This window comes from Sphingomonas sp. (genome assembly GCF_041661825.1).
Lineage (GTDB): Bacteria > Pseudomonadota > Alphaproteobacteria > Sphingomonadales > Sphingomonadaceae > Sphingomonas.
Genome location: NZ_JBAZTU010000001.1, coordinates 911273 through 936067, shown reverse-complemented (window position 1 = coordinate 936067; position 24795 = coordinate 911273). Strand labels below are relative to the sequence as shown.

The 24795-nt window shown below is 65.5% G+C and carries 28 protein-coding genes; 19 read left to right on the top strand and 9 right to left on the bottom strand.

The features are described from left to right. Positions 1–16 precede the first annotated feature (16 nt). A complete protein-coding gene (locus tag WC729_RS04250; protein WP_372849861.1) occupies positions 17–994 on the bottom strand; it encodes a 50S ribosomal protein L11 methyltransferase in 978 nt (325 codons plus the stop codon). Positions 995–1189: 195 nt separating this feature from the next. Between WC729_RS04250 and WC729_RS04245 the strand changes: the two genes are divergently transcribed. Then, positions 1190–1675, top strand: coding sequence for a cytochrome P460 family protein (locus WC729_RS04245; RefSeq protein ID WP_372849859.1), 486 nt, complete (start codon positions 1190–1192; stop codon positions 1673–1675). An 84-nt stretch (positions 1676–1759) separates the two neighbouring features. Continuing rightward, the gene (locus tag WC729_RS04240; RefSeq protein WP_372849857.1) at positions 1760–2164 is read left to right on the top strand and encodes an SRPBCC family protein; all 405 of its coding nucleotides are present in this window, start codon (positions 1760–1762) and stop codon (positions 2162–2164) included. A 35-nt stretch (positions 2165–2199) separates the two neighbouring features. Here the strand turns inward: WC729_RS04240 and WC729_RS04235 are convergent, their stop codons facing one another. Continuing rightward, positions 2200–2898, bottom strand: coding sequence for an SDR family NAD(P)-dependent oxidoreductase (locus tag WC729_RS04235; protein ID WP_372849855.1), 699 nt, complete (start codon positions 2896–2898; stop codon positions 2200–2202). A 64-nt stretch (positions 2899–2962) separates the two neighbouring features. Beyond that, complete coding sequence (locus WC729_RS04230; RefSeq protein WP_372849853.1) at positions 2963–3709, bottom strand: LytTR family DNA-binding domain-containing protein; 747 nt, start codon at positions 3707–3709, stop codon at positions 2963–2965. A 171-nt stretch (positions 3710–3880) separates the two neighbouring features. On the opposite strand from WC729_RS04230, the gene WC729_RS04225 reads away from it, so the two are divergent. The 3 genes from WC729_RS04225 (at position 3881) to WC729_RS04215 (ending at position 7168) form a co-directional block, all read left to right on the top strand. Then, positions 3881–5824, top strand: a complete 1944-nt coding sequence (locus tag WC729_RS04225) for a TonB-dependent receptor domain-containing protein (protein WP_372849851.1) — start codon at positions 3881–3883, stop codon at positions 5822–5824. A gap of 88 nt (positions 5825–5912) precedes the next feature. Further along, complete coding sequence (locus WC729_RS04220) at positions 5913–6509, top strand: septal ring lytic transglycosylase RlpA family protein (RefSeq protein WP_372849849.1); 597 nt, start codon at positions 5913–5915, stop codon at positions 6507–6509. Between the two features lie 11 nt (positions 6510–6520). After that, a complete protein-coding gene (locus WC729_RS04215) occupies positions 6521–7168 on the top strand; it encodes a hypothetical protein (protein WP_372849847.1) in 648 nt (215 codons plus the stop codon). On the opposite strand, the gene WC729_RS04210 is transcribed toward WC729_RS04215, so the two are convergent. The 4 genes from WC729_RS04210 to WC729_RS04195 form a co-directional block, all read right to left on the bottom strand. Further along, the gene (locus WC729_RS04210; protein WP_372849845.1) at positions 7149–7595 is read right to left on the bottom strand and encodes a hypothetical protein; all 447 of its coding nucleotides are present in this window, start codon (positions 7593–7595) and stop codon (positions 7149–7151) included. The two genes, WC729_RS04215 and WC729_RS04210, sit on opposite strands and share 20 nt — an antisense overlap. Before the next feature lie 51 nt (positions 7596–7646). Next, complete coding sequence (locus tag WC729_RS04205) at positions 7647–8417, bottom strand: DUF3658 domain-containing protein (RefSeq protein ID WP_372849843.1); 771 nt, start codon at positions 8415–8417, stop codon at positions 7647–7649. Between the two features lie 77 nt (positions 8418–8494). Further along, positions 8495–9865 carry a methyl-accepting chemotaxis protein gene (locus WC729_RS04200; RefSeq protein ID WP_372849841.1) on the bottom strand — a complete coding sequence of 457 codons (1371 nt, stop codon included), beginning with the start codon at positions 9863–9865 and terminating at the stop codon, positions 8495–8497. A gap of 19 nt (positions 9866–9884) precedes the next feature. Next, entirely contained in the window at positions 9885–11222 is a 1338-nt protein-coding gene (locus WC729_RS04195; RefSeq protein WP_372851001.1) for a methyl-accepting chemotaxis protein, read from the bottom strand. Positions 11223–11402: 180 nt separating this feature from the next. Between WC729_RS04195 and WC729_RS04190 the strand changes: the two genes are divergently transcribed. The 3 genes from WC729_RS04190 to WC729_RS04180 are packed head-to-tail and all read left to right on the top strand — an operon-like array spanning position 11403 to position 12766. Continuing rightward, complete coding sequence (locus tag WC729_RS04190) at positions 11403–11717, top strand: ArsR/SmtB family transcription factor (protein ID WP_372849839.1); 315 nt, start codon at positions 11403–11405, stop codon at positions 11715–11717. Next, complete coding sequence (locus WC729_RS04185; RefSeq protein ID WP_372849837.1) at positions 11714–12073, top strand: SRPBCC domain-containing protein; 360 nt, start codon at positions 11714–11716, stop codon at positions 12071–12073. The genes WC729_RS04190 and WC729_RS04185 overlap by 4 nt, the downstream gene beginning before the upstream one ends. A gap of 60 nt (positions 12074–12133) precedes the next feature. Then, positions 12134–12766, top strand: a complete 633-nt coding sequence (locus WC729_RS04180) for an ATP-dependent Clp protease proteolytic subunit (RefSeq protein WP_372850999.1) — start codon at positions 12134–12136, stop codon at positions 12764–12766. Positions 12767–12980: 214 nt separating this feature from the next. On the opposite strand, the gene WC729_RS04175 is transcribed toward WC729_RS04180, so the two are convergent. After that, entirely contained in the window at positions 12981–13226 is a 246-nt protein-coding gene (locus WC729_RS04175) for a hypothetical protein (protein WP_372849835.1), read from the bottom strand. Between the two features lie 511 nt (positions 13227–13737). On the opposite strand from WC729_RS04175, the gene sdhC reads away from it, so the two are divergent. The 5 genes from sdhC to creD all read left to right on the top strand — a co-directional run bounded on the left by sdhC (position 13738) and on the right by creD (position 18979). After that, positions 13738–14154, top strand: a complete 417-nt coding sequence (gene sdhC / locus WC729_RS04170) for a succinate dehydrogenase, cytochrome b556 subunit (protein ID WP_372849833.1) — start codon at positions 13738–13740, stop codon at positions 14152–14154. Between the two features lies 1 nt (position 14155). Continuing rightward, on the top strand, positions 14156–14545 hold the full coding sequence (gene sdhD / locus WC729_RS04165) for a succinate dehydrogenase, hydrophobic membrane anchor protein (protein ID WP_372849831.1): 390 nt from the start codon (positions 14156–14158) through the stop codon (positions 14543–14545). Next, the gene (gene sdhA / locus WC729_RS04160) at positions 14545–16347 is read left to right on the top strand and encodes a succinate dehydrogenase flavoprotein subunit (RefSeq protein ID WP_372849829.1); all 1803 of its coding nucleotides are present in this window, start codon (positions 14545–14547) and stop codon (positions 16345–16347) included. Before sdhD ends, sdhA begins: the two co-directional genes overlap by 1 nt. A 117-nt stretch (positions 16348–16464) precedes the next feature. Continuing rightward, the gene (locus WC729_RS04155; protein WP_372849827.1) at positions 16465–17358 is read left to right on the top strand and encodes a glycoside hydrolase; all 894 of its coding nucleotides are present in this window, start codon (positions 16465–16467) and stop codon (positions 17356–17358) included. A 226-nt stretch (positions 17359–17584) separates the two neighbouring features. Then, entirely contained in the window at positions 17585–18979 is a 1395-nt protein-coding gene (creD, locus tag WC729_RS04150) for a cell envelope integrity protein CreD (protein ID WP_372849825.1), read from the top strand. A 130-nt stretch (positions 18980–19109) separates the two neighbouring features. On the opposite strand, the gene WC729_RS04145 is transcribed toward creD, so the two are convergent. Continuing rightward, the gene (locus WC729_RS04145) at positions 19110–20261 is read right to left on the bottom strand and encodes an alpha-hydroxy acid oxidase (protein ID WP_372849823.1); all 1152 of its coding nucleotides are present in this window, start codon (positions 20259–20261) and stop codon (positions 19110–19112) included. A gap of 211 nt (positions 20262–20472) precedes the next feature. Here WC729_RS04145 and WC729_RS04140 point away from each other — a divergent pair, with 211 nt between their 5' ends. The 6 genes from WC729_RS04140 (at position 20473) to mdh (ending at position 24755) form a co-directional block, all read left to right on the top strand. Beyond that, positions 20473–21258, top strand: coding sequence for a succinate dehydrogenase iron-sulfur subunit (locus WC729_RS04140; RefSeq protein ID WP_372849821.1), 786 nt, complete (start codon positions 20473–20475; stop codon positions 21256–21258). A gap of 10 nt (positions 21259–21268) precedes the next feature. Next, positions 21269–21736 (top strand): PaaI family thioesterase, encoded by a 468-nt coding sequence (locus WC729_RS04135; protein ID WP_372849819.1) that lies wholly within the window; start codon positions 21269–21271, stop codon positions 21734–21736. A gap of 129 nt (positions 21737–21865) precedes the next feature. After that, positions 21866–22978, top strand: coding sequence for a cell division protein ZapE (gene zapE / locus WC729_RS04130; RefSeq protein WP_372849817.1), 1113 nt, complete (start codon positions 21866–21868; stop codon positions 22976–22978). Between the two features lie 58 nt (positions 22979–23036). Beyond that, positions 23037–23363 (top strand): YbjQ family protein, encoded by a 327-nt coding sequence (locus WC729_RS04125; protein ID WP_372849815.1) that lies wholly within the window; start codon positions 23037–23039, stop codon positions 23361–23363. Next, positions 23360–23659: a hypothetical protein gene (locus WC729_RS04120; protein ID WP_372849813.1), complete on the top strand. Its 300-nt coding sequence runs from the start codon at positions 23360–23362 to the stop codon at positions 23657–23659. Before WC729_RS04125 ends, WC729_RS04120 begins: the two co-directional genes overlap by 4 nt. 133 nt (positions 23660–23792) lie before the next feature. Then, the gene (gene mdh / locus WC729_RS04115) at positions 23793–24755 is read left to right on the top strand and encodes a malate dehydrogenase (protein ID WP_372849811.1); all 963 of its coding nucleotides are present in this window, start codon (positions 23793–23795) and stop codon (positions 24753–24755) included. Positions 24756–24795: the final 40 nt, after the last annotated feature.

Genomic DNA, 24795 nt, shown 5'->3' with positions numbered 1-24795 from the left:
TTCCGGGGAGGAATAACTACCAGCTCCCGAACCCCGGCGTCTCCGCCGTCTTCCCATTGTCCCGCACTGGCCGTCGCCACCCGAGCCGCTGCCGCTTGCGCAACCGCAAGGTCGGCCAGTCGCCGATCTGCGTACGCCCGGCGAGGAACAGCCCCTCGCGCCGATAGGCCCGCGCCACTGCCACCGCCTGCGTCTCCAGCAGCCCGGCCAGCACCAGCGTCCCACCCGGCTCGAGCGCCGCCGCGATCGCCGGCGCCAGGGCGATCAGCGGCCCGGCCAGGATATTGGCGACGATCAGGTCATAGGGCGCCCGACGCAGGATCAGCGGATGATCGAGCCCCGAGGCCACCGCGAGCGCGAGCTGCCCCTTGCTGTGCCCCAGCGCCACGCCATTGAGATCGGCATTGTCCGCCGTCACCTCGATCGACGCCGGGTCGATATCCGATGCCGTCGCATAGGCGCGGGGCCAGAGATGCATCGCGGCAAAGGCGAGCAGCCCCGTGCCCGTCCCCACATCGACGATATTGCGGAACATCGCGCCGCGCTGCTTCAGCGCATCGAGCGTCACCAGGCAGCCCGTGGTCGTCTGGTGCTGCCCGGTCCCGAACGCCCGGCTCGCCTCGATCCGGAAGGCACGCGTCCCTGGCGGCACCGTGCCGCGATTGGCTTCGGTATGGATGTAGAAGCGCCCGGCATGGACCGGCTCGATCCCGGCCTGGCTCAACGTCACCCAATCCTGCTCGGCGACACGCTCGGGTTTCGCCCCGCTCGCCGCCCCGCTCGGCACCAGCGCGCGCACCGCCGCGACGGTCGCGGCATCGGGCTTGCCGTCGAAGAACGCATCGAGCCGCCAGCTCAGCGGATCGTCCTCCACTTCCTCGCTGGTGAGCAGCACGGGTGCCGGGTCGAGCGCGGCCAGCGCCTCGGCTTCGAAATCGATCGCCTCCGCCTCGTCGCGGGTGCAGGGCAAGGTGAGCTTCCAGCTATCGGGCATGATGTGCCTGTTTCTCCATTCTTCGACACCGCCAAGCAGAAGAATAGGGCCAGGACAAGATCAGGCGGTAGCCGCCCTCTGCCCGCGCGCCGGCATCGCGTTCGGCTCCTGGAATGGATCGTTGGACGGGAACCGCATGGGCATGCGGTCCCGCGCGGGTCACAGCATGCGGTCTCTAAATAATGGGGTGGATCGATGTTGAAGCTGTTGGCGAGCGCCGTTTCCGCAATGGGCCTGTTCTCGATCGGCCCGGCGTCGCCCCCGCGGCAGATCGCCAATCCGGAGGGCTTCCGGTCCTGGACTCATGTGAAAACCGCGATCAACGATCCCCAGCACGCGCAGTACGGCCGATATCGCGGGATTTATCATATCTACGCCAATCCGCTCGCGATGCAGGGCTATCGCACCGGGAAGTTTCCCGATGGCGCGGTGATCGTGTTCGATCTCCGCGACGTGGTGACGACCGGCTACCATAGCGTGACGGGCGACCGGCGATTCATCGACGTGATGGAAAAGGATGCGGCCGCGTTCCCCACCACCGGCGGATGGGGTTATGAGGAATTCGCGGCCGGCACCGGCAAGAAGCTCAGCGAGAGCGATCCCGCCATGGCCGCGCGCTGCCATGGCTGCCATGTCACCCAGGCGGCGCGCGATTTCGTCTATAGCGGTTTCTCGGAATAGGCGCCCATGCCGAGACAGGGATCAGTCGCCGACTTCGTTGCTGGCTGGGAAACGGCCAGGCCCGGGTAAAAAGGAGAATGTCCGATGGCGTCGATCCACTGGGAAGAACTTGTGAACGTGCCGGCCGAATTCGCATGGCAGGCATTGGGCAATGTCGGCGAGCCGCACCGGCTGTTCGCGGGCGTACTGGTCGATTGCAGCATCGAGGGGAAAGAACGCACCGTCACCTTCGCGAACGGCATGGTCGCGCGGGAACGGATCGTCGATATCGATGCCGACACGCGTCGTGTCGCATATGCGGTCGTCGACGGTGCTTTCGAGCAGCATGCGGCATCGATGCAGATCGTCCCGGCGGGTGACGGGCGCTGCCGCTTCGTCTGGGTGAGCGATTTCCTTCCCGACGACAGGGTGGAAATGGTCCTGCCGCTGGTTAGGGAAGGCTCGCGCGCGCTCGTGCGCAATCTGGAATCGGCGATGCACACCCCCTGAATGATGCCGCTTGCCAATAACGGGCGCGGCCTCAGTCAGCGGACATAGCTTGCGCCGTTCACATCGATCACGCCGCCGGTCATCGAGGCCGGCGCGGCAAGCGCCAGAAAGCGCGCGGTCTCGGCAACTTCCTCCGGCATCGCGACCCGGCCGAGCGGGATGTCGGCGAGCAGCTTCTCGCCGCCCCGGCTCGACAGATAGTCCGCAGCCATGCCGGTCATGGTGAAGCCCGGGCACACCGCAAAGGCGAGAATGCCCTCGGCGGCATAGCCGCGCGCGATCGACTTGGTCATCGCGACCATGCCGGCCTTGGACGCGGCATAATGCCAGTGTGCCGGGCTGTCGCCGCGATAGGCGGCGCGGCTGGCGATATTCACGATGCGCCCGCCTGACTGACGCTCCTGCCAGTGACGCACCGCCAGCCGGCACAGCTCGGCCGAGGCGGTCAGGTTGATGCGCATGGTGCGTTCCCAATCGGCGACCCATTCGTCATGCGGCCGGTCGAGCGGATTGGCCTCGAACACCCCGGCATTGTTGATCAGCACGTCGATCCGCCCGTCGAGCTGCTCGAGCGCTGCGTTCCATAACGTCAGAGGACCAGCCGGATCGGCGAAATCGGCCGGGATGCCGCTCGCCGTGCCGTGCCCGACCAGGGTGACGTCGGGGAGGGTGAGGGCGGTCGCGATCGCCGCGCCGATACCGCGGCTGCTGCCGGTGAGGAGGATGTTGGTCATGGCCCGCGCCATAGCCGCAGCGGCCCGGCCCCGTCACCCCCGCTGCCGGGGGATGACCGCATTTTCAGCTATGCAGGTTCGCCGCATAACGATTGGAGACAGGCAGGCAGGCGCCATTGTGCAGCGCGACCTCGATCGGCCCCTTGCGCCCGCGCGTCACCGTGTCGATCGATCGCCACGGCACCAGATAGGAGCGATGCACGCGGACAAAGCCCGGGCCCAGGATGCGCTCGGCATTGTGCATCGTCTGCCGCCAGACAAGCGTCCGCCCACCGGCATGGAGCTCGATATAATTGCCCGCGGCGCGCGCGAAGACGATCTCGGCCGGTGCGACCGGCGGCACGGTGTCGCCCACGGCGCAGTCGCTGCGAGATTCGGCCGGGGCGGGGATCGGATAGAGAATGGCGCAGAGCAATGCGGTCGCCAGCAAGGGCAGGCGGCTGAACATGGCCTGCTCGCCGGTCGCGCCGAGCAGGAAAGCAGCACCGCAACTTCCGGCATAAGCGCTCACGCCCAGCAGCAGCGCCCGCCGCACCACCACAGGACGCTGCTCCCCGGCGGCAATGCGCGATTCGAAGATCAGCGCGGCGATCACCCAGGGGCTCAAGGTGGCGCTTGCCCAGCCCAGACTCTCGACGACGGCCGAGCGGATCTCCCCGAAGAACAGCTCGTGGATCTGGCAATAGAGCGTGCCGAGCGGGATCAGGGCAAAGGGCGCCAGCGAGCGTGGCGACAGCCCCATCCTGCCGGGCTTCCTGCCCCCGGCGGTTGAGCCCCGGTATCCCCATTGCGCCAAGCTGATGACCGCCATGCCGTGATCGCCTTGTTGTCCGCCATCATTCTAGCCACCCACGGCGATCCGCGAAGCCGGAAAAATCATCCCTTCATCACAAAATCCGTCCTGTCGAACCGTCCCGCTTGCCGCTCGTCGGCGTGTGTCCCCAGCCTTGCCGCTCCCGCAATCGTCACAGGGTGGATCGCCATGTCGCTGTACGGCAAGACTTGTTTGTTCGGTATCGCGCCGGGGCTGATCCTGGCGTCTCCGGCGTCCGCGCAGACGAGCGATCCCGCCCCGCCGCCCGCGACCAGCGCGGCCACCGCCGCGGTCGACGCGTTCGGCGAACGGGTCGGGATCAACCAGGTCGGGCTCTACAGCGAATATCAGACGCGCGGCTTCGATCTGATGGCGAGCAGCGGCGCGTTCCGGCTCGACGGCTTCTATTATCATCCGGCGCATTTCCCGTCCGAATCGCTGGTCGCCGGATCGTCGGTCAATGTCGGCATCGCCGCGACCGGGCTCGACCTGCCCTCGCCGACCGGCGTGATCGCCTTTCGCTTGCGCGATCCCGGCGCGCACAACTCCCTCACGATCACCGCCGGTTTCCGCGATCAGGCCACTGCCCATATCGATGCGCTCGGCACCCTGGTCAGCGATGACGGAATATGGGGCGTGGTCGGTCACGCCCTGGTCGAACCCGACGCCAATCGCGGCACCGGAGAGGATGGCCCCTATCTCTCGGCGGGGGCCGTCATCCGGTGGAAGCCCGGGCCGGGCACCAGCGTCCGGCTGTTCGGCGATTATGGCCGGTCGCGGTCGGACGGCGACATCGGCGTGCTCGCTGCCGGGGAAGGCGTGCCGCCAGCGCTCAGGGCGCGCCACCGCTACAGCCCCGACTGGGCCCGATCGAGCAGTCAGGGGTTCAATATCGGCACGCTGGCCGAGCATCGCTGGGGCCGCTGGTCGCTCGGGGCTTCGGCGATCCGGTCGGAGCGGCATGCCGGCCTGTCGGACTACACCGTGCTGGAGATCGACCGCAACGGTGGCATCGCCAGCACGCTCTACCGTACCCCAGCCGTCGACAGCCGTTCGGACTCGGCCGAAGTGAAGATCGCCCGCATCTTCTCCTTGTTCGGCGCCGAGCATCGTCTCGGCCTCGCGGTCCGCCAGCGCTCGACCGTCACTGGCCGCGCCGAGGCGACGGCCTTCCCCGCCGGGCAGTTCACCATCGGGGACGGGCCGGTCGAAATGCCCCAGCCGGCCCTGCCGACCCAGGTCGCGCGCGGCCGGGATGTGGTCGACCAGCGCATCGTCAGCGCCACCTATGGCCTGCAGGTCGGCGACGCGATCGATCTGCGCCTCGGCGCACACAGCAACCGCTACGAGAAGACCGTCCGGGATTTCGCCGGGCAAGGCCTGCGCAATCTCGACAGCACCTGGCTCTACAGCGCCTCGGCGGTCTGGCGCCCGGCATCGCGGCTGCGGCTCTTCGCCAGCTATGTGGCCGGGCTCGAGGAATCGGGCATCGCACCCTCTGCCGCGATCAACCGGGGGGAGGTGCTGCCGCCGGTCACCGCGCGCCAATATGAGATCGGCGCGCGCTTCGATCTCACCCCGCGCCTCGGCCTGATCGCCGCCGGTTTCGATATCGAAAAACCGATCTACGGCCTTCGTTCGGGCGGCCTCTACGCCCCGGTCGGCACGGTCCGCCACCGCGGTGTCGAAGCCTCGCTGACCGGACAGGTCCTCCCCGGCACCACCGTCGTGCTCGGCGCCAATATCGTGCAGCCGCGCCTCTCCGGCGAACAGGTCGATGCCGGCCAGATCGGCCGGGTCGCGCCCGGCGCCTCCCGCTTCAACGCAACGGTCAGCGTCGAGCAGCGGATCACGCCCGTATGGAGCGCCGACTTCTATCTCCTCCATGAGGGCGGGCGGCGGCGCGACAGCGTCTCTCCGACCGAGGTCGCGGCCGTACCGTTCGCGATCGCCGGCACGCGCTATGACTGGACGATCGACCGGACCAGGCTGTCGCTGCGCGCCCAATGGGTCAACGCGTTCGACGTGCGCGGCTATTATGCGACGCCCTATGGGCAGCTCGTGCCGGTGACGCCGCAGACCTGGCGGTTGCTGCTGAGCGCCAGCTTCTGAGCGATCCGCGACGGGACAACCGCCGTTCCGGGTGGAATGCGGCCGTCGAGGCTTCAAGCCCTGGCCGGCTGGGTATAAGGTCTTGCCCATGCGGGGTTTCAGGGCGACGCGGACGGGGATTGCGGCGGCGGCCATGCTGATGCTGGCGGGCTGCGCCGGCGGCGATTTTCGCCCGGTCAGCGACCTGCCGGTCAAGATCGGCCAGCCCTATCAGGTTCGCGGCACGACCTATGTGCCCGCCGCCGATCCCGGCTACGACATGCTCGGTTATGCCAGCTGGTACGGCAATGAATCGGGCAATCGCACCTCCAATGGCGAACGCTTCCGGCCCGACTGGATCACCGCCGCGCATACGACCTTGCCGCTGCCCACCTATGTCGAGGTCACGGCGCTCGATACCGGGCGGCGCATCCTCGTCCGGGTCAATGATCGCGGGCCGTTCGCGCGGAGCACCCGCATCATCGACCTGTCGCGCGCCGCGGCGGAGCTGCTCGGCATGAAGGCGCAAGGCCAGGCCCCGGTGCGCGTTCGCCGGGTCGAACCGCCGGAGCGCGACCGCGAACGCCTGCGCAAGGGCAAGCCGGCGGAAGCGCTGTCGCCGGTGCCGGAAGGAATCCTGCGCAATCTCCGGGGGCAATTGGCGGCGCCGACGTCATCGGGAGGGGATGCCGGTTTCGATCGCTGAAAGGGGGCCGCATGAGCGAGCAACGGAATGACGGACTCCTGGGTGTCGGGCTGCGGGCGCTCAAAGGCGGCGCCGTCGTCGTGGCTCTCGCGGTCGACCAGGACGAACCTCGTATCCTGCTCTCGACCTTCCTCGCAACCCATGACGCGGGCGACCGTCTTTCGCTCGAACCCTATGGCGTTGCGGCGGGGATGCCGCGCGGACCCGACGGCAAGGCTTCGGCCGAAGCCGCGGCTGCCGTGGCGCAAGGGCGCGCGCGCCAGGATCGACTCGCGACCAGGGGCTTGCAGGATATCGTCCAGCAACTCGGTCGCCCGGAGCGCGACAAGCTTATTGCGGCGCTTGTCGTCAATCGTGCCGGCTGGGTCACCGATCTCCTCGATTACAGCCTTGCCTGGGCGGATCATGTGCCCGTCGCGGAAGGGCTCGCCGTCCGTGAAGCGCTCCGGTTCGGAGTGCAGCGGTGCCGCATCGACATGATCGAGCTGGACGAGAAATCCCTTCCCGATCTCGTCGAGAAGACACTCGGCTTGTCATCGACGGAAGTCGCCTCTCGCCTGAAGGATCTCGGCGCGGCAGCGGGCAGGCCTTGGCGAAAAGAGCAGAAGGCGGCGTGTCTTGCCGCCTGGATCGGATCGGTCAGCGCCTTCCAGATTTGACGGTGGCTGCTGGGGCGAGCGCCAGCGACAGGCCCGGGCAACCTCCGTTGTGGAACGGCGCGCTGCCGATTGTCCATTCACTGGGGTCGCCCTGAACCATCAACTGCAGCTTCATGTTACCGGTCCAGACCAGCCGGGCGCTGGCTTCTTGATAGTGGGACGCCGCCGCGCAGCCCGCGATATACCAGTTGGGTGCCCACCACGGCCTGACGATGACGACGATACTGGGCACGCCATCGGGCGCCCCACCAACCGTAAACCTCTCGATCTGGGCGATCAGCCGGCCGTCGGGCGAGGCGTGCGCGGACAGGATCGTGCGGTCGGAATCCAGCAGGATTGCCGGCCCCATTCCCCATAGTGGCAGCGTGAAAATCGCCATGATGCCGATAACCGCCAGGACCAGGATGAATTTGCCGACGCGCCTCATTGGCCGATCCTGCCAACAGCCCGGACGATCCGCCAGCAATCTCGCGCGACCCTAATCTCCGGCTTTCCTCGGCAGTCGCATTTCACACTGCTGCATATTCAATGCCTCTCCGCGCCATTCGAGGGCGCCACCGTCAGCCAGGTCCGCGAGGCGTGCGCTCAGGACGAGATCCCCGGTCTGATAAAGATCGGCATCGAAGAACTCGACGAGCAGCCCGGCCACGATCCTCGCCATCTTCTGCCATTCCGGCGTTGCGAGCCCGAGAAGCGCTGCGTCGAAGAAGTCGATATCCTTCGAAACGAGCCTGCCCTTCTCGATCACGCGCAAGGCGGCATTTTCGGTGCGCAATTGCTCCCACATGTCCCGATGATGCTCCCTTTCCGGTGCCGGGAGCGGGATGTGGTGGTCGAAGAGTTCTGCGAGGTCCGTCCACGGAAGCAAGGACAGGCCGTTGCGTTCGATGATGGAACAGGGGGCGTCTCGCATATGGAATAGCCACCACAGGAATCCGGCGTAACTGCGCGCCTGGTTCAACGAAACCCAGACGATGGGCGGCCTGGTGCTCGACAGGGACTCGGTCAGGACCGGGGCGTTGAACGCCACAGCCTCATGCCAATTGGTACAGCCCAACGCGTCATCCACCCAGCGCGCCCGCGCTTCGGGGTCGTCCGCCGCGATCGGCCCGAAGCCGAAATCGTCGAAGGGGCATATCACCCGCCCGCTTCGGCCGGTCTCCTTGAGCGCCTGCTTCAACGACCCGGCAGCCGAAGGACTGAAGATCACATGGAGATCGGGTTCGGCGAGATCGGGTTCGGCACTCATCGCGTGCATCCATAGCACGGGCGCGACGTCCGCAAGATGTCATCAGCGGTCGTCGAAACGCCTTGAGACGTTCTGCCTTACGCCGCCACGCTCGCCGAGAACGTGTCTGCCGCCCCCTTGAGCCCGCTCAGCCGGTCGTCGACTTCGCCGAACTCGCGGCCCAGCGCATCGATCTCGGTTGCCACGCTCTCGGTGTCCTCGCGGATCGTCGCGATGGTGTTGGACATGGAATCGGCAGCGAGCGCGGTCTCGTCGACTGCGGCGGTGATCGCCGTCACCGTCTGGGCCTGCGCCTCCATCGCGAAACGGATGCGGTTCGCGCTTTCCTGCACATCGGCAACGGTCGACTTGATCGACGCGTTGGTGTCGACGGTCGATCGCGTGGCCGACTGGATCGCGGCGATCTTGCTGGCAATGTCGTCGGTCGCCCGCGCGGTCTGGCTGGCGAGCGACTTCACTTCCTGTGCGACGACCGCAAAGCCCCGCCCGGCATCGCCTGCGCGCGCGGCCTCGATCGTGGCGTTGAGCGCGAGCAGATTGGTCTGCCCGGCAATGTCGCGGATCAGGCCCAGGATCGATTCGATTGACTGGGCATGACCGCTCAGGGTTTCGGACATGCTCACCGCTTCGCCTGCCTGGCCCGAAGCACGCGTCGCGATCTCGGCCGCGGCTTCCACTTCGCCGCGTGCATCCTCGATCGCGCGGATCAGCCCTGCGGCGGTGCGTGCCGCCTCGCGCATCGCGATCGCCGATTGCTCGGCGGCGGCGGCGACCTCGGAGGTCTTGCCCAGCATGCCGCGCGCGGATGCCGAGGCCCGGTGCGCCTGCACCCGGATGCGGTTGCCGAGCGCGGCGGTGCCCTCGATCGACTGCGCGATGCTCTCGCTGAACTGGGCGGATCGCGCGCGGCGTTCCTCGCGCGTGCGCTCCACGTCGCGGCCGCCGAGGTGCGACGCCATCACATCGGCCTCGACCAGGCCGAGGCGCTGGACCACATCGGAAATCTCGCGGAACCGGCTGGTGTCGGTGCCCATCTTCCGTTCGATCACTTCGAGCGTGCGGCTGTGCGAGAAGCTCAGCGACGACAGCAGGGCCTGGAGCGGGATATTGAGCTTGTGCGATCCCTCGGCGTGTTTGAACGCCATCAGCATCCACGCATCGTCGAACGGCCGCTGATATTTGGCACGCGTATAGTCGGCGCTCCGGCCGATACGCTTGGCGAGCTGGTCCGGCCCCAGCAGCGGGCGCAGATGCGACACCACCGGCAGCGACAGATAATGGTCCCAGAAGGCGGTCGCGATATCCCGCTCGCTGCCCTCGATCAGGCGCGCGATCTCCGCCGAGGCCGAAGCGATCGCCCCGTCCCAATCGTAATTCGCGACATGTTCGGCAATGGAGCGCGAATCGCCGCTCCAACCCCCTATGATGCCCGCGCCCTCTTGCGCCATTCAATCATCCCCTCGTTGCTCATGCGGCGACTTTGGCGACGAACTCGCCCGCGCTGTTCTTGAGCGTACCAAGCCTACCATCCAGTGAATCGAATCCCTGGCCGACGCGTTCGATGTCCGAGGCGACGGTTTCGGTATCCTCACGGATGGCGGCAATCGTGTTGGACATCGAGTCGGCGGCGAGCGCGGTCTCGTCGACCGCGGCGGTGATCGCCGTCACGGTCTGCGCCTGCGCTTCCATGGCGAAGCGGATGCGGTTGGCCGATTCCTGCACCTCGGACACCGTCGCCTTGATCGAGGCATTGGTGTCGACGGTGGAGCGCGTGGCCGACTGGATCGCCGCGATCTTTGCAGCGATGTCGTCGGTGGCGCGGGCGGTCTGGTTGGCCAGTGATTTCACTTCCTGCGCGACCACCGCAAAGCCGCGGCCGGCATCGCCGGCGCGGGCGGCCTCGATCGTGGCGTTGAGCGCGAGCAGATTGGTCTGGCCCGCAATGTCGCGGATCAGGCCGAGGATCGATTCGATCGACTGCGCATGCTCGGACAGGGTCTCGGACATGCCGACCGCGAGGCCAGCCTGGCTCGAGGCGCGGGTGGCGATCTCGGCGGCGGCCTCGACTTCGGTGCGGGCATCCTCGATCGCACGGATCAGGCCGGCGGCGGTCTGCGCCGCTTCGCGCATCGCGACGGCGGATTGTTCGGCAGCGGCGGCGACTTCGGAGGTCTTGCCGAGCATGCCGCGCGCCGAGGTGGAGGTGCGCATGGACTGGCCGCGCAGCACGCTCGATTCCTGAGTCGCGCTTTCGACCATCTGGGCGATGCCGTCGCGGAATTCGGCGGCAAGCTTGTCGCGTCCGCCCTGCGCCAGATATTCGCGGTAGGAATTATAGATGGCGACGGTGATCTCGCCCTCGAGCGCAGACAGGCGCATCAAGGTGTCAACCAGCTCCGGCAGGCGGGCATCGTCGCGGTTGCGCGTGATCACGCCGAGCGCGACCCGGTCGCTCGCGTTGATCATCGACAGCAGGGCAAGCGGCGACACGTCGCCGACAAACGCGGCGGCGACCGACCGCTCGACCGATTCGATCCAGGCCCGGCCCGTCGTGTCGAGGAAGCGGTTCTTCAGGAACACGCAGCCGACCTCGATCATCTTCTCGGTCTCGTGGGGCGCCCAGACGCGCTCGTCGGCGAAGCAGCGCAGCCATTGCTGCCAATAGCCTTCGGAGATCGACCGGATTTCCGGCTCGATCACGCTCCACGCCTCGCGACTCGCGCGCGCCAGCGATCCGTCGACGTCGAAGACGCGAAGCCTGGCCGCGATATCCACCTTGGCGGCAATCGTGCCGGGGGCGGGCAAGTCACTGGGGGTCAAGGGCGAAACTCCGTATCTGTCGACCATCCGCTTCAAGGCGGTTCGGCAGAGGAGCTATCGAGATAAGGTTAAAGGCGAGTTAGGAAGTAGTGCCGATTTGCGCATAAAACTGTTCCGGTCCGCACGGCGCTTGCGAATCAGATAAGTGCGTGCTTATGTGTCGGCATGATCCAGAACCACATCTTCAAGGCGCTGGCCGACCCGACGCGCTGCGCGATTTTCGAGAAGCTGGCGAGCGGAAGCATGAACGCCAGCGCCTTGCGTGAGGGGATGACGATCAGCCAACCGGCCATGTCCCAGCATCTTTCGGTTCTGCGCAACGCGAGGCTGGTACGGGAAGAGCGGCAGGGCCGTTTCGTGAACTATGAGGTCGATCCCGATGGCCTTGCGCTCATCGCCGGATGGCTGACGAAGTATCGCGCCTATTGGCCGGCCCGTGTCGATGCGTTGAAGGACTTGCTGAGGGACATGGACCAATGAAAGACTTGAGGGGCGAGAGCCCGGCAAAGGACCTGGTGCTCGACTATGACCTCGACGCCCCCCCCGAAAAGGTCTGGCGAGCGATCAGCATCCCCGCCTTTCGCGATACATGGCTGCCAAAGGGCGATCTGGCCGACATGGCGCCGGTCTCCTCGGCGCCGGGCGAGGAAATCCGCTACAGAATGCGGGACGGCGAGCCGCCTTTCCTCGAAAGCGTGGTGACGTTCCAGGTCGCGCCTAATCCGGCAGGCGGCACCAGGCTGAGAATTATCCACCGCCTGGCGGACGCGCGAGTGGGCCGCCATCCGCCAAAAGCGGCGAACAACAACGGGTCGTGCCTCCTGCGCGCTGCCTGACGCCGCCCGGCGGACCGAGGAAAATTCTGGAAGGAAAGGAATTCGCCTGTGCGCGAAGCGATGCAACTCGTCCCTATGGTCATCGAACAATCAAGCCGTGGAGAGCGGTCTTTCGATATCTATTCCCGCCTTCTTCGTGAGAGGATCATCTTCCTCAACGGCGAGGTCAATGACACGGTATCGGCGCTGGTCTGTGCGCAATTGCTTTTCCTGGAAGGCGAGAACCCGAAAAAGCCGATTCAACTCTACATCAATTCTCCCGGTGGCGTCATCACCAGTGGCCTCGCGATGTACGATACCATGCGATACATCAGGGCGCCGGTGCATACCCTTTGCATGGGGACGGCGCGCTCCATGGGGTCGTTTCTGCTGATGGCAGGCCAGCCCGGCGAGCGCGCCGCGCTGCCCAATGCGAGCCTGCACGTTCATCAGCCCCTGGGCGGATATCAGGGGCAGGCATCCGATATCCTCATTCATGCCGCGGAAGTGGAAAAGACCAAGCACCGTATGACCAGGCTCTATGCCGAGCATTGCGGGCGCACCTATGAGGAGGTCGAACGGGCGCTGGATCGCGACACCTTCATGACGGCGGAGGAGGCGCTCGAATGGGGGCTTGTCGACCATATCCTCACCGAACGGGGGGCATCGCCGGAAACAACAGGTGAGTCGTCGCGGGCGATAACGGACTCGTAGAACCGGGATGGGGCGAACCGTGCCGACCGGTGAACGGAATTGGCAGAGACCACTCCCCCAACATGCCTCTCCCATTTCGGGAGAGGCCAAGCTGCGCAGCAGCGAGACGGAGAGGGTTCGGTCGGAACGGCGCATGAGGCACTCGACAAGTGCCCCAACCCCAATCGAGCGCCGCCGCTTAGCAGATCAACTTGTTCGGGCAGAGGGTAGTGGGTCAGTTTGAAATTTGATCGTGGAGCCAAGGTAGCATCTTACGGGCGTCGGTCTCTGCGGCCTCTTGGGTTTCGTAAAGGCCTGAAAGGTGCGTCACAGCCGTGAATGGGCCGGTGTATTCGTCGCCAGCCTGCTTGGTCCATTCTGTAAATTGATACATTCCGGTCGCGAGCAAGGCGATTTCCAGTTCGCGCTGACCATCCGGACTTCGGATTTCTAAGACCGTCGTTTCGAACATATCAATCACGATCTCCCATTATCGTTGTCCATGATCGCACCTCATCCACACGGGTGAATCCATGTCGCCCCGCTCGTGATTCACTTTAGAGCCACGATCTGCTGAAGTCGCCCAGCTCATGCCGGTCAAATCAGTGCGGCAAATAGAGGCAAGTAAAGCGCCATGAACTCCCGATACCCCTCGCGTAATTCGGCAAGTCGAGCGGAAATCATGCTATCGTTGATCAACCCGGCTCAATCCGCGCCCCGCAAGTGCAGCCCAGGAATCTGTCCGCAGCATTCAAGTAACACGCACACAGGCGCCAAGAACCGCTCGATTTTGCCCCACTCGCAAGTGGGTCGCAAAATTCAGCGAATAGTTGCCGACCTGCCGCAGTCCTGCGCATTTTCCAACGCCGTTTCTACCGCCATACTTGACCTGAAGACCCCCATCCGCGCCGCCGCACCCGTCCAATCCGCCTTGCATCGCAGCACGCGCGGACTAATACGGCGCCACTGATCGTCCGAGAGGATTTCCTGCCTTGGCTAGCCCACGCAACCCCGCCCGACCCATCTCGCCGCATCTGACGGCGTGGAAATGGGGCGTGCATATGACCGTCTCGATCCTGCACCGCGTCACCGGCGACGGGCTGGCGACGGTCGGCACGATCCTGCTCGTGTGGTGGCTCGCGGCGCTGGCCGGCGGCAAGGAAGCTTATGCCGCCTTTGCCGACATCTTCACCCTGGCGGACGGCAAGCTCAACATCATCGGCTATGTCTTCGGCATCGGCCTGACTCTCTCGCTGTTCCAGCACATGTCGAGCGGCATCCGCCATTTCGTGATGGACGCGGGCGCCGGCTTCGAGCTGAAGACCAACCGGGCCGGCTCCTGGCTGACCTTCTTCGCCTCGATCACTTTCACTGCCCTGTTCTGGGCCTATCTGCTCGTGGGGAAATAAGATGGGCAACGGTACCGAACTCGGCCGGGTCCGCGGCCTCGGCTCTGCGAAAGAAGGCTCGCATCACTGGTGGAACCAGCGGATCACCGCCGGCGCCAACCTGTTCCTGATGCTCTGGCTGCTGCTCTCGATCGCGCGCCTGCCCAATTATCACTATGAGACGCTGCACGACTGGATCGCCTCGGCCTGGGCCGCGATCCCGATGATCCTGCTGATCGTCTCGGTCTTCTACCATTTCCGCCTGGGCCTGCAGGTCGCGATCGAGGATTATCTCCACGACGAGGCGCGCGTCGCCGCGATGCTTGCCCTGACTTTCTTCACCGTCGCGTCCGCCGCGATCGCCATCTTCTCGATCCTCAGGATCGCCTTTGCCGCCGGAGCGCCAGTCTGATGCCGGAAGCCTATAAGATCATCGACCACACCTATGATGCCGTGGTCGTGGGCGCGGGCGGTTCGGGCCTGCGCGCAACCATGGGCATCGCCGAGTCGGGCCTGAAGACGGCCTGCATCACCAAGGTGTTCCCGACGCGCAGCCACACCGTCGCGGCGCAGGGCGGCATCGCCGCCAGCCTCGGCAACAACACGCCGGATCACTGGACCTGGCACATGTTCGATACCGTCAAGGGCTCGGACTGGCTCGGCGACCAGGACGCGATCGAGTATATGGTGCGCGAGGCGCCCGCGGCCGTTTACGAGCTCGAGCATGCCGGCGTGCCGTTCAGCCGCAACGAGAGCGGCACGATCTATCAGCGCCCGTTCGGCGGCCATATGCAGAATATGGGCGAGGGGCCTCCCGTGCAGCGCACCTGCGCCGCGGCCGACCGCACCGGCCACGCCATGCTTCACGCGCTTTACCAGCAGAGCCTGAAGTACGACGCGGACTTCTACGTCGAATATTTCGCGCTCGACCTGATCATGGAGAATGGTCAGTGCCGCGGCGTGATCGCGCTCTGCATGGCGGACGGCTCGATCCACCGCTTCCGCAGCCATGCTGTGGTGCTGGCGACGGGCGGCGGCGGCCGTGTCTATCAGTCGGCGACCTCGGCTCATACCTGCACTGGCGACGGCAACGGCATGGCGCTGCGCGCGGGCATCGCGCTGCAGGACATGGAGTTCGTCCAGTTCCATCCGACCGGCATCTATGGTGCCGGCGTGCTGATCACCGAGGGTGCGCGCGGCGAGGGCGGTTATCTGACCAACTCCGAGGGCGAGCGCTTCATGGAGCGCTATGCGCCTTCCGCGAAGGACCTTGCCAGCCGCGACGTGGTCGCGCGCTCGATGGCGATGGAAATGCGCGAGGGCCGCGGCGTCGGCGAGCACAAGGATTATATCTACCTGCACCTGGATCATATCGATCCCAAGGTGCTGCACGAGCGCCTGCCGGGCATCACCGAGACGGGCAAGATCTTTGCCGGCGTCGATCTCACGCGCCAGCCGCTGCCGGTCACGCCGACCGTGCATTACAATATGGGCGGCATCCCGACCAATTATCACGGCGAGGTCGTGCACAATAAGGACGGTAATCCCGACACGATCATCCCCGGCCTGTTCGCGGTGGGCGAGGCGGCCTGCGTCTCGGTGCACGGCGCCAACCGGCTCGGCTCCAACTCGCTGATCGATCTCGTCGTGTTCGGCCGCGCGACCGGCCTGCGCCTCAAGGATCAGCTCAAGCCCAACACCCCGCACAATGCGCTGCCCGCTGGCTCGGAAGAATTCGCGCTCACCCGGCTCGACCATTTCCGCAACGCCAAGGGCGCCACCCCGACCGCGAAGATCCGCGCCGAGATGCAGCGTACCATGCAGAAGCATTGCGCCGTGTTCCGCGACACCGCCCTGCTGGCCGAGGGCGTGACGAAGATGGACGCGGTCTATTCCAGCTTCGCCGATGTCGGCATCAGCGATCGCTCGCTGATCTGGAACACCGATCTGGTCGAGACGATGGAGCTCGACAATCTGATCGGCCAGGCCGTGGTCACGATCAAGGGCGCCGCCAACCGCAAGGAAAGCCGCGGCGCGCACATGCACGAGGACTTCCCGGACCGCGACGACGCGAACTGGATGAAGCACACCGTCGCGACCTTTGACGGCTGGGGCGGCAAGGGCGGCACCACCGAGATCGATTACCGCCCGGTGCACGATTACACGCTCACTGACGACATCGAGTATATCAAGCCGAAGAAGCGGGTTTACTGATCGGAACCCGCCATCGCCGCGGGCGACCTGCGTAAAAGCGTCTTGATTCAATAACGGACTCGACGCTGATAGAGGCTTGTCCGCTGTTGCAAACGCGAGGAGCCGGCAACGAAGACGATGACGAGTAGCGCGCGGTTCCTTCTGCTGCTCGGCTGCATTCTCCCGATGCAGATCGTTGCTGCGTGCGCGTCTCCCGCACCGGATGTCGCCTCGCCGCCGGCGTCGCTATCGGTCGATCCCTTCTACGCCAAATATGTCGACGCAGACGGCATCCCCGTGCTCTCCTCGGCCAAGGTGCCCGATCGGGCGCTGCTGGCGGCGAAGCAGATCATTCAGGGCATGCTCGACCATCGGCCCGATCTCGCCCAGGGGTTGGCCGCCTCCGGCTACCGTGTGGCGATCATGGCGGAGGACGAGAGCACGCTCGACCTGCCCGAGCAGCGCCACTGGAAAAAGCCCGACCGCGACGACCCCCGGCTCACCCGCTGCGAACTCAAGCATTATGACGAGCGCATCGGCCGCATGACCGACCGCGCCTATTGGAATTTCCGCGCCCGCGGCATGGCCGGAAAACTGACCAGCGGCGCGGTGGAGGACCTGCTCGGCCAGCGCAACTCGCGCTATTACGGTCAGACGATCTTCCTCCACGAATTCTCGCACGACATCCTCCAGGCGATCCGCGCCATGGATCCGCGCCTCTACAAGCAGGTCGACAATGCCTATCGCGCCGCGCTCAGGGCCGGGCGGTGGAAGGGCGAATATGCCTCGACCACGATCGACGAATATTGGGCGGTGGGCAGCCAGTTCTGGTTCAATTCCGGCCGGATCGTGATCTTCGACGGCCGCCGCATCCTGTCCCATGCCGATCTGCAGGCGTACGATCCCGCGCTCTACGCGGCGCTGGGCAAGGCGTACGGCACGAGCCACCGGATCGAGGGCGATCCCTTCTACATGAGCGAGGCCCGCATCCCGCCGGGACCCTTGCCGGCCAACACCGCCGAAGTCTGCTAGCTCCAGGTAAAGCGTTGCATCGATTCAATCGGGCGCCGTTCATGGCATGATGCTGTGGCGGGGCTGCCTCCGCTGCTCTTTCGCATGGCTGATGAAATTTCGGACTGCCTGTTTGGCTGATAGCTGGCTGTGCCTGCACCCGTTCTGCACCGTCATTCCTCCCGATCCGCTTTGGCTTCCACCGCCGCGCGCCGCTAGCTGAAGGTCTCCTAAAAGGGAGGCCCTTATGTCCGCACGCTATGCGACCGAACGCTCGCCCGGGTTCAAATTGCTGCTGCCGTTCCTGATCGGCACGCTGCTCGCGATCCCGCTCTTCGCTATCTATCTCCTCGTCTATGATCGCCAGAACCAGTCGGAGACTGCCCAGGCGTCGATCGCGCAGGGATGGGGCGGGCCGCAGGTGATTGCCGGGCCGGTGCTCGTCATTCCCTATTCGAAACAGACGACCGAGACCGTCACCGAGAACGGCAAGCCGGTGACCAAGACCAGCACGAGCTGGCACGAGATGACCCTGTCGCCCGACGCGACCAAGCTGAAGACGGATCTCAAGCCGGATACGCGTGGACGCTCGATCTATGACGTGGTCGTGTTCGAGGCGCGCAACCGGGGCGGCGCGCGCTTCTCGCTGCCGGCGGACCTTCAGCGTTTCGGCGTCGCGCCGGATGCGCTGGCGCTCGACCGGGCGCAGATCCGCTTCGGCATCAGCGACGCGCGCGGTCTGTTCGGCTCGCCGCCCGCGGTGTCGGTCAACGGCAAGCCGGTCTCGCTCCAGCCCGGCAACGGCATGCGCGAGACGGGCGGGTCGGGCTTCTACGCCTGGTTCGACGCCAGCGAGCTGCGTGGCCGGCAGATCGGCGTGGCGTTCGACTATGCGGTGCGCGGCAACGGATCGCTGTCGCTGGTGCCGAACGGCGGCGACACGGAATGGCGCGTGCTCTCGTCCTGGCCCAGCCCGAGCTATCAGGGCGGCTTCCTGCCGGTGGACAAGAAAGTCTATGGCACGGGGTTCGATTCCACCTGGCGCGTCGGCAACCTTGCTCTCGGTACTGCGCTCGTCGCGTTCGATCAGGCTTCGGGCGACTCGGCCACGGTCGAGGGTGGGCGCGGCCGGAGCCCCGAAGCAGGCGAGCACGAAGCGCGGGTCGACCTGCTCACCCCGGTCGACCTCTACAGCCAGGTCAATCGCTCGGTGAAATACGGCTTCCTGTTCGTCGGTTTCACCTTCCTCGCCTTCCTGATGTTCGACGTGATCGGCGGGGTGCGGGTGTCGGCGATCGAATATGGCCTGGTCGGCTCAGGGCTGGTGCTGTTCTTCGTGATGCTGCTCGCCTTTGCCGAAGTGATCGGGTTCACGCTGGCCTATGCGGTGGCGGGTGGTGCGATCGTCTCGCTGCTCACTGCGTACTCGGCTGCGGTGCTGGGCAGCTGGCGACGGAGCCTGTTCATCGGCGCGCTGATCTCGGCGCTCTACGGCGTGCTCTATGTGCTGCTCAGCCTCGAGGATCTGTCGCTGCTGGTGGGGTCGGTGATGCTCTTCGTGGCGCTCGCCACGGTGATGTACCTGACGCGGAACATCGATTGGGGTGCGAAGCCCGAGCTGCGGGAAGATGTGCAAGAATAGGTTCTCTTCTTCCCCTCTCCCAGCGGGAGAGGGGCAAGCTGCGCAGCAGCGCGGGGTGAGGGTGACTGGCACAGGTCACCCTCACCCTTCCGCGCTTCGCGCTCCCTCCCTTTCCCGCAGGGAGAGGGAATTAGGTACGCCACCGCAAATTCCCGCGGGTCAGCTCCGCGACCGACTTCACCCCCATCAGCTTCATGTCGCGCTCGATCTCCGCCTGTAGCCGCCCGAGCACCCGCTCGACCCCCGGCTGGCCCGCCGCCGCCAGCGCATAAAGATACATCCGCCCCCCCGAGCAGGCCTTGGCCCCCACACTCAGCGCCTTCAGCACATGGCTGCCGCGACGGATGCCGCCGTCGCAGATCACGTCGATCTTGTCGCCGACTGCATCGACGATCTCGGCAAGCTGGTCGAACGGCGAGCGGCTGCCGTCGAGCTGCCGCCCGCCATGGTTCGACACCATGATCGCCGTCGCGCCGATATCGACCGCGCGCTTCGCGTCCTCGACCGACATGATGCCCTTCAGGCAGAATTCGCCGCCCCATTGCGCGCGCACGCCCTCGGCCGTCTTCCAGTCCATCGACGGATCGAGCATCTTGTTGAAATAATCCGCCACCGAGAGCGCGACATTGGTCCCCTCGGACACATGATCCTTGAGGTTCGACAGCTCGAACTTCTCTCGGAACAGATAGTCGAGCGTCCAGCCCGGGTGAGTCGCGAAGCTGATCGCCGAGGAGGGGGTCAGCTTGGGCGGCGAGGTGAAGCCGGTGCGCAGGCAGCGCTCGCGATTGCCCGAGACGATCGTGTCGACGGTCAGCGCGATGCAGTCGAACTTCGCTTCCTTGCACCGCTCGACCAGCGCATGGTTCAGCCCCTTGTCCTTGTGGATGTAGAGCTGAAACATCTTGGGCGTGCTGATCGTCCGGCCGATCTCCTCGATGCCAACCGTCGCGAGGCTGGAGATGCCGAAATAGGTCCCGAACTTTTCCGCCGCGCGGGCGACGCCGCGCTCGCCATGCCAGTGGAACAGTCGCTGCAACGCGGTGGGCGACAGGAATAGCGGCATGTCGATCTTGCGGCCCATCACAATGGTGCTCATGTCGATATTCTCGACCCCCGCGAGCACGCTCGGCACCAGGTCGCACGACTCGAATGCCTCGGTGTTGCGCCGCTTGGTCGCCTCGTCGTCGGCCGCGCCGTCGATATAGTGATAGACGGGACCAGGCAGGCGCTTGCGGGCGAGGGTGCGGAAATCCTCGACATTGTGGCAATCGCTCAGTCTCATATCTTGCCCCGTTCGTTCATATGTTGGACTTCGCCCCTACGATTCTTGTCCGGCGCCCGCAACGCCGACGATGATGCGTGAGCCGTGCCGGAATTTACAATCATGCGGTGATCCGACGCCGCAGACCGCGCCAAAGGGTTGCACGCGCGCGCCGAAAGGCATAGCCGCTTTCCGCGACGCACCATTTCGTTTCCGCCGGAGACTTTCAGGCATGGCCGAATTCAGACTGCCCCCGAACAGCCGACCCAAAAAGGGCGGCAAGGTCCACAAGGCAGCCGCTGACGCGAAGCGGGTCAAGAATTTCAAGATCTACCGCTACGATCCCGATGCGAACGAGAACCCGCACTACGACTCGTTCGAGATCGATCTCGACGCTTGCGGCCCGATGGTGCTCGACGCGCTGATCAAGATGAAGTCGGAGCAGGACAGCTCGCTGACCTTCCGCCGCTCCTGCCGCGAGGGCATTTGCGGCTCCTGCTCGATGAACATCGACGGCAAGAACGGCCTGGCCTGCACCACCGCGATCGAGGACGTGAAGGGCGATATCCGCATCACGCCGCTGCCGCATATGGAAGTGATCAAGGACCTCGTCCCCGACTTCACCCATTTCTACGCGCAATATTCGTCGATCAAGCCATGGCTGCAGACCGTCACCCCGCCGCCCTCGGGCAAGGAACGGCTCCAGTCGCCGGCCGATCGCGAGAAGCTGGACGGGCTGTACGAGTGCATCCTGTGCGCCTGCTGCTCGACCGCCTGCCCGAGCTATTGGTGGAACAGCGACAAGTTCCTCGGCCCGGCGATCCTGTTGCAAGCCTATCGCTGGCTCGCTGACAGCCGCGACGAGATGACCGGCGAGCGACTCGACGAGCTGGAGGATCCGTTCCGCCTCTATCGCTGCCACACGATCATGAACTGCGCGAATGTCTGCCCCAAGGGCCTCAACCCGGCCAAGGCGATCGCCGAGATCAAGAAGATGGAAGCAGAGCGAGTCGTCTGAGGCTCGCCGCGTGACCGAACCCAGCTCACCCGCCACCTTCCTGTACGAGGAGCATCCGGATCATCCCGGCTGGATGCGGTGGGGCTTCACGGATCCATCGCGCTACAACAGCTTTCTCGGCCCGATGATGGTGCGGATCGAGGGCGGCATCGCCCGGGTCCGCATGACGCCGGAGCGGCGCCACTCCAATCTGCGCGACAGCGTGCATGGCGGCGCAATGCTCGGCTTCATCGATGTCGCGTTGTTCGCTGCGTCGCGCAGCTTCGGCCTGATCACCGCTGGCTCGGCGGTCACGCTCGACCTGTCGACTCAGTTCATCGGCGGCGGCCGCATCGGCGAGCCGCTGGAGGCGCAGGTCGAGCTGCTACGCGAGACCGGGCGGCTCCTGTTCCTGCGCGGGCTGGTCGTGCAGGACGAGGAGAAGGTCGCGAGCTTCTCCGCCACGATCCGCAAGTCGGCAAAGACCGCAGCGCAATGACGTTCCTCCACTTTTGCTTCCCCGGCGGAGGCCGGGGCCCAGTTGGGAAGGCAGATGTAACCGCGCGCAACGCCAACCAATTGTCCGCTCCCAACTGGGCCCCGGCCTCCGCCGGGGAAGAATAGAGAGATGCCTAACGTCCTTGCCCGCTACGAAGCGCTGATCGCCGCGGGCGAATTGAAGCCCGATCCCGAACAGGCCGAGGCCGCCCGCCGGCTCGACGCGCTGGCGACCGAGCTCGAAGCAGCGCCCAAGCGCGGCTCGGTCCTCTGGCGTGCTCTGGGCAAGCGCCCCGATGCGCCGGCCGGCATCTATCTCTGGGGCGGGGTCGGCCGCGGCAAGTCGATGCTGATGGATCTGTTCTTCGGCTGCGTGAACATGCGGCGGAAGCGCCGCATCCACTTCCTTGAATTCATGCTCGACGTCCATGCGCGGCTGCGGGTCGAGCGCGAGAAGGAAGTCGGCGACCCCATCCTCCCCGTCGCGGCGGCCATCGCCGAGGAAGTGAAGGTCCTCTGCTTCGACGAGATCATGGTCACCAACAGCCCCGACGCGATGATCCTGTCGCGGCTGTTCACCGAGTTGCTGCGCCACGGCGTGACGGTGGTGATGACCTCCAACCGACCGCCGACCGATCTCTACAAGGACGGGCTCAACCGCGAGCATTTTCTGCCCTTCATCGATCTGATTCAGACGAAGATGCAGGTGCTCGCGCTCAACGGCCCGGTCGATTACCGTCGCGACCGGCTCGGCCAGGTCGAGACCTGGCTGGTGCCGAACGGCGCCGAGGCGACCGCCCAGCTCTCCGCTGCCTTTTTCCGCCTGACCGATTATCCGCCCGAGGACCGCGACCATGTGCCGTCCGAGGAGCTCCCGGTCGGCGGCGGGCGCACGTTGCACGTGCCCAAGAGCCTGAAGGGCGTCGCAGTCTTTTCGTTCAAGCGGTTGTGCGGCGAGGCGCGGGGTTCGGCCGATTATCTCGCGGTCGCGCGGCGTTTCCACACCGTGATCCTGGTCGGCATCCCGCGGCTCGGGCCGGAGAACCGCAACGAGGCGGCGCGCTTCGTCCAGCTGATCGACGCGCTGTACGAGCACAAGGTGAAGCTGCTCGCCGCCGCCGATGCGCCGCCGGGCGAGCTGTACGAAAAGGGCGATGGCCGCTTCGAATTCGAGCGCACGATCAGCCGGCTCGAGGAAATGCGCTCCGACGAGTATCTCGAACTGGGCCACGGCGCGAACTGACCCTCGCCATCGCCCGGCCGCCTGTTATCATGCCGTGTCAGGTCATGGAGGGAATGCGATGCTCGTCACCACCACGGAGAACGTCCCCGGTCACGCTGTCGTCAAGACACTCGGCCAGGCGTTCGGCGTCGTCGTCCGCAGCCGCGGTATCGGGGGCAATATCACCGCCAGCCTGCGCTCGATCGTCGGCGGCGAGATCCCCGAATATACCCGCCTGGTCGAGGACACGCGGCGCCACGCGATCGACCGCCTCGTTGCCAACGCCGCGCTGATGGGGGCGAATGCGGTGGTCATGATGCGCTTCGACTCGGGCGAGATCGCGCAGGCGATGAACGAGGTGGTCGCGTACGGCACCGCCGTCATCCTTGATCCCGCGCCCGAATGATGCTGCGCACCTTCGTCCTGGTGATCGCGATGCTGCTGTTCACCGCGGCGGCGATCGGCGCGGTGATCGATCCTGCGGTGTGGCCGACCCTGATCGCGGCGACATTCGTGCTCGCCTGCATCGTGTTCGAGCGGCGGCGCTATGGTGCGTCGCAAGCGAAACCGATCGAGGGCGGCTGGCGCGAGACGGCCGAGCGTTTCGTCGACGATGCGAGCGGCCGGCCCGTAACGGTCTGGTATAATGACGCAACCGGCGAGCGTCGGTACGTCGATCCCGAAGGCAACCCACCCGCCTAAATGCACTTGCGAATTAGTTGCAATAAGCTGGCGAAAATATAGGGTTTTAGCGGTTGCCCCTACGGCAAAACGCGCCTAAGCCGCCGCGCAGTTTCGCCGCGCGCGCGGCTTTATATTGCCGAAAGGACGAGGAATGGCCCGCAAGAAGATCGCGTTGATCGGTGCCGGTAATATCGGCGGCACGCTTGCTCATCTCGCAGCACTGAAGGGCCTGGGCGATATCGTCCTGTTCGACGTGGTTGAAGGCGTGCCCCAGGGCAAGGCGCTGGATCTCAGCCAGTGCTCGCCCGTGGAAGGCTTCGACGCCAAGATCACCGGCACCAATGATTATGCCGACATCAAGGGCGCGGACGTCATCATCGTCACCGCCGGTGTCGCCCGCAAGCCGGGCATGAGCCGCGACGACCTGCTCGGCATCAACCTGAAGGTCATGAAGGCCGTGGGCGAGGGCATTGCCGCCAACGCGCCCGACGCTTTCGTCATCTGCATCACCAACCCGCTCGACGCGATGGTCTGGGCGCTACGCGAATTCTCGGGCCTCCCGCACCAGAAGGTTGTCGGCATGGCCGGCGTGCTCGACAGCTCGCGCTTCAGCCACTTCCTTGCCGAAGAGTTCAAGGTCTCGGTCAAGGACGTCACCTCCTTCGTGCTCGGCGGGCACGGCGACACCATGGTCCCGGTGATCAGCTACTCGACCGTGTCGGGCATCCCGGTTCCCGACCTGATCGAGATGGGCTTTTCGACGCAGGAGCGCATCGACGCGATCGTCGCACGCACCCGTTCGGGCGGCGGCGAGATCGTCGCCTTGCTCAAGACCGGCTCGGCCTATTACGCGCCCGCCACCTCGGCGATCTCGATGGCGGAAGCTTATCTCTACGACCAGAAGCGCCTGCTGCCGGCGGCGGTCCACCTGACCGGCCAGTACGGCGTCGACAATCTCTATGTCGGCGTGCCGGTGATCATCGGTGCAGACGGCGTCGAGAAGGTCGTCGAGATCAAGCTCGACGCCGAGGCGCAGAACAACCTCGACGTCTCGGTCGAGGCGGTCAAGGAATTGCTGGTCGCGTGCAAGGCGATCGACAGCTCGCTGGCGTAACCAAGTCGCGGCGACAAGCCGCGGACAAGGAATGGAAGCC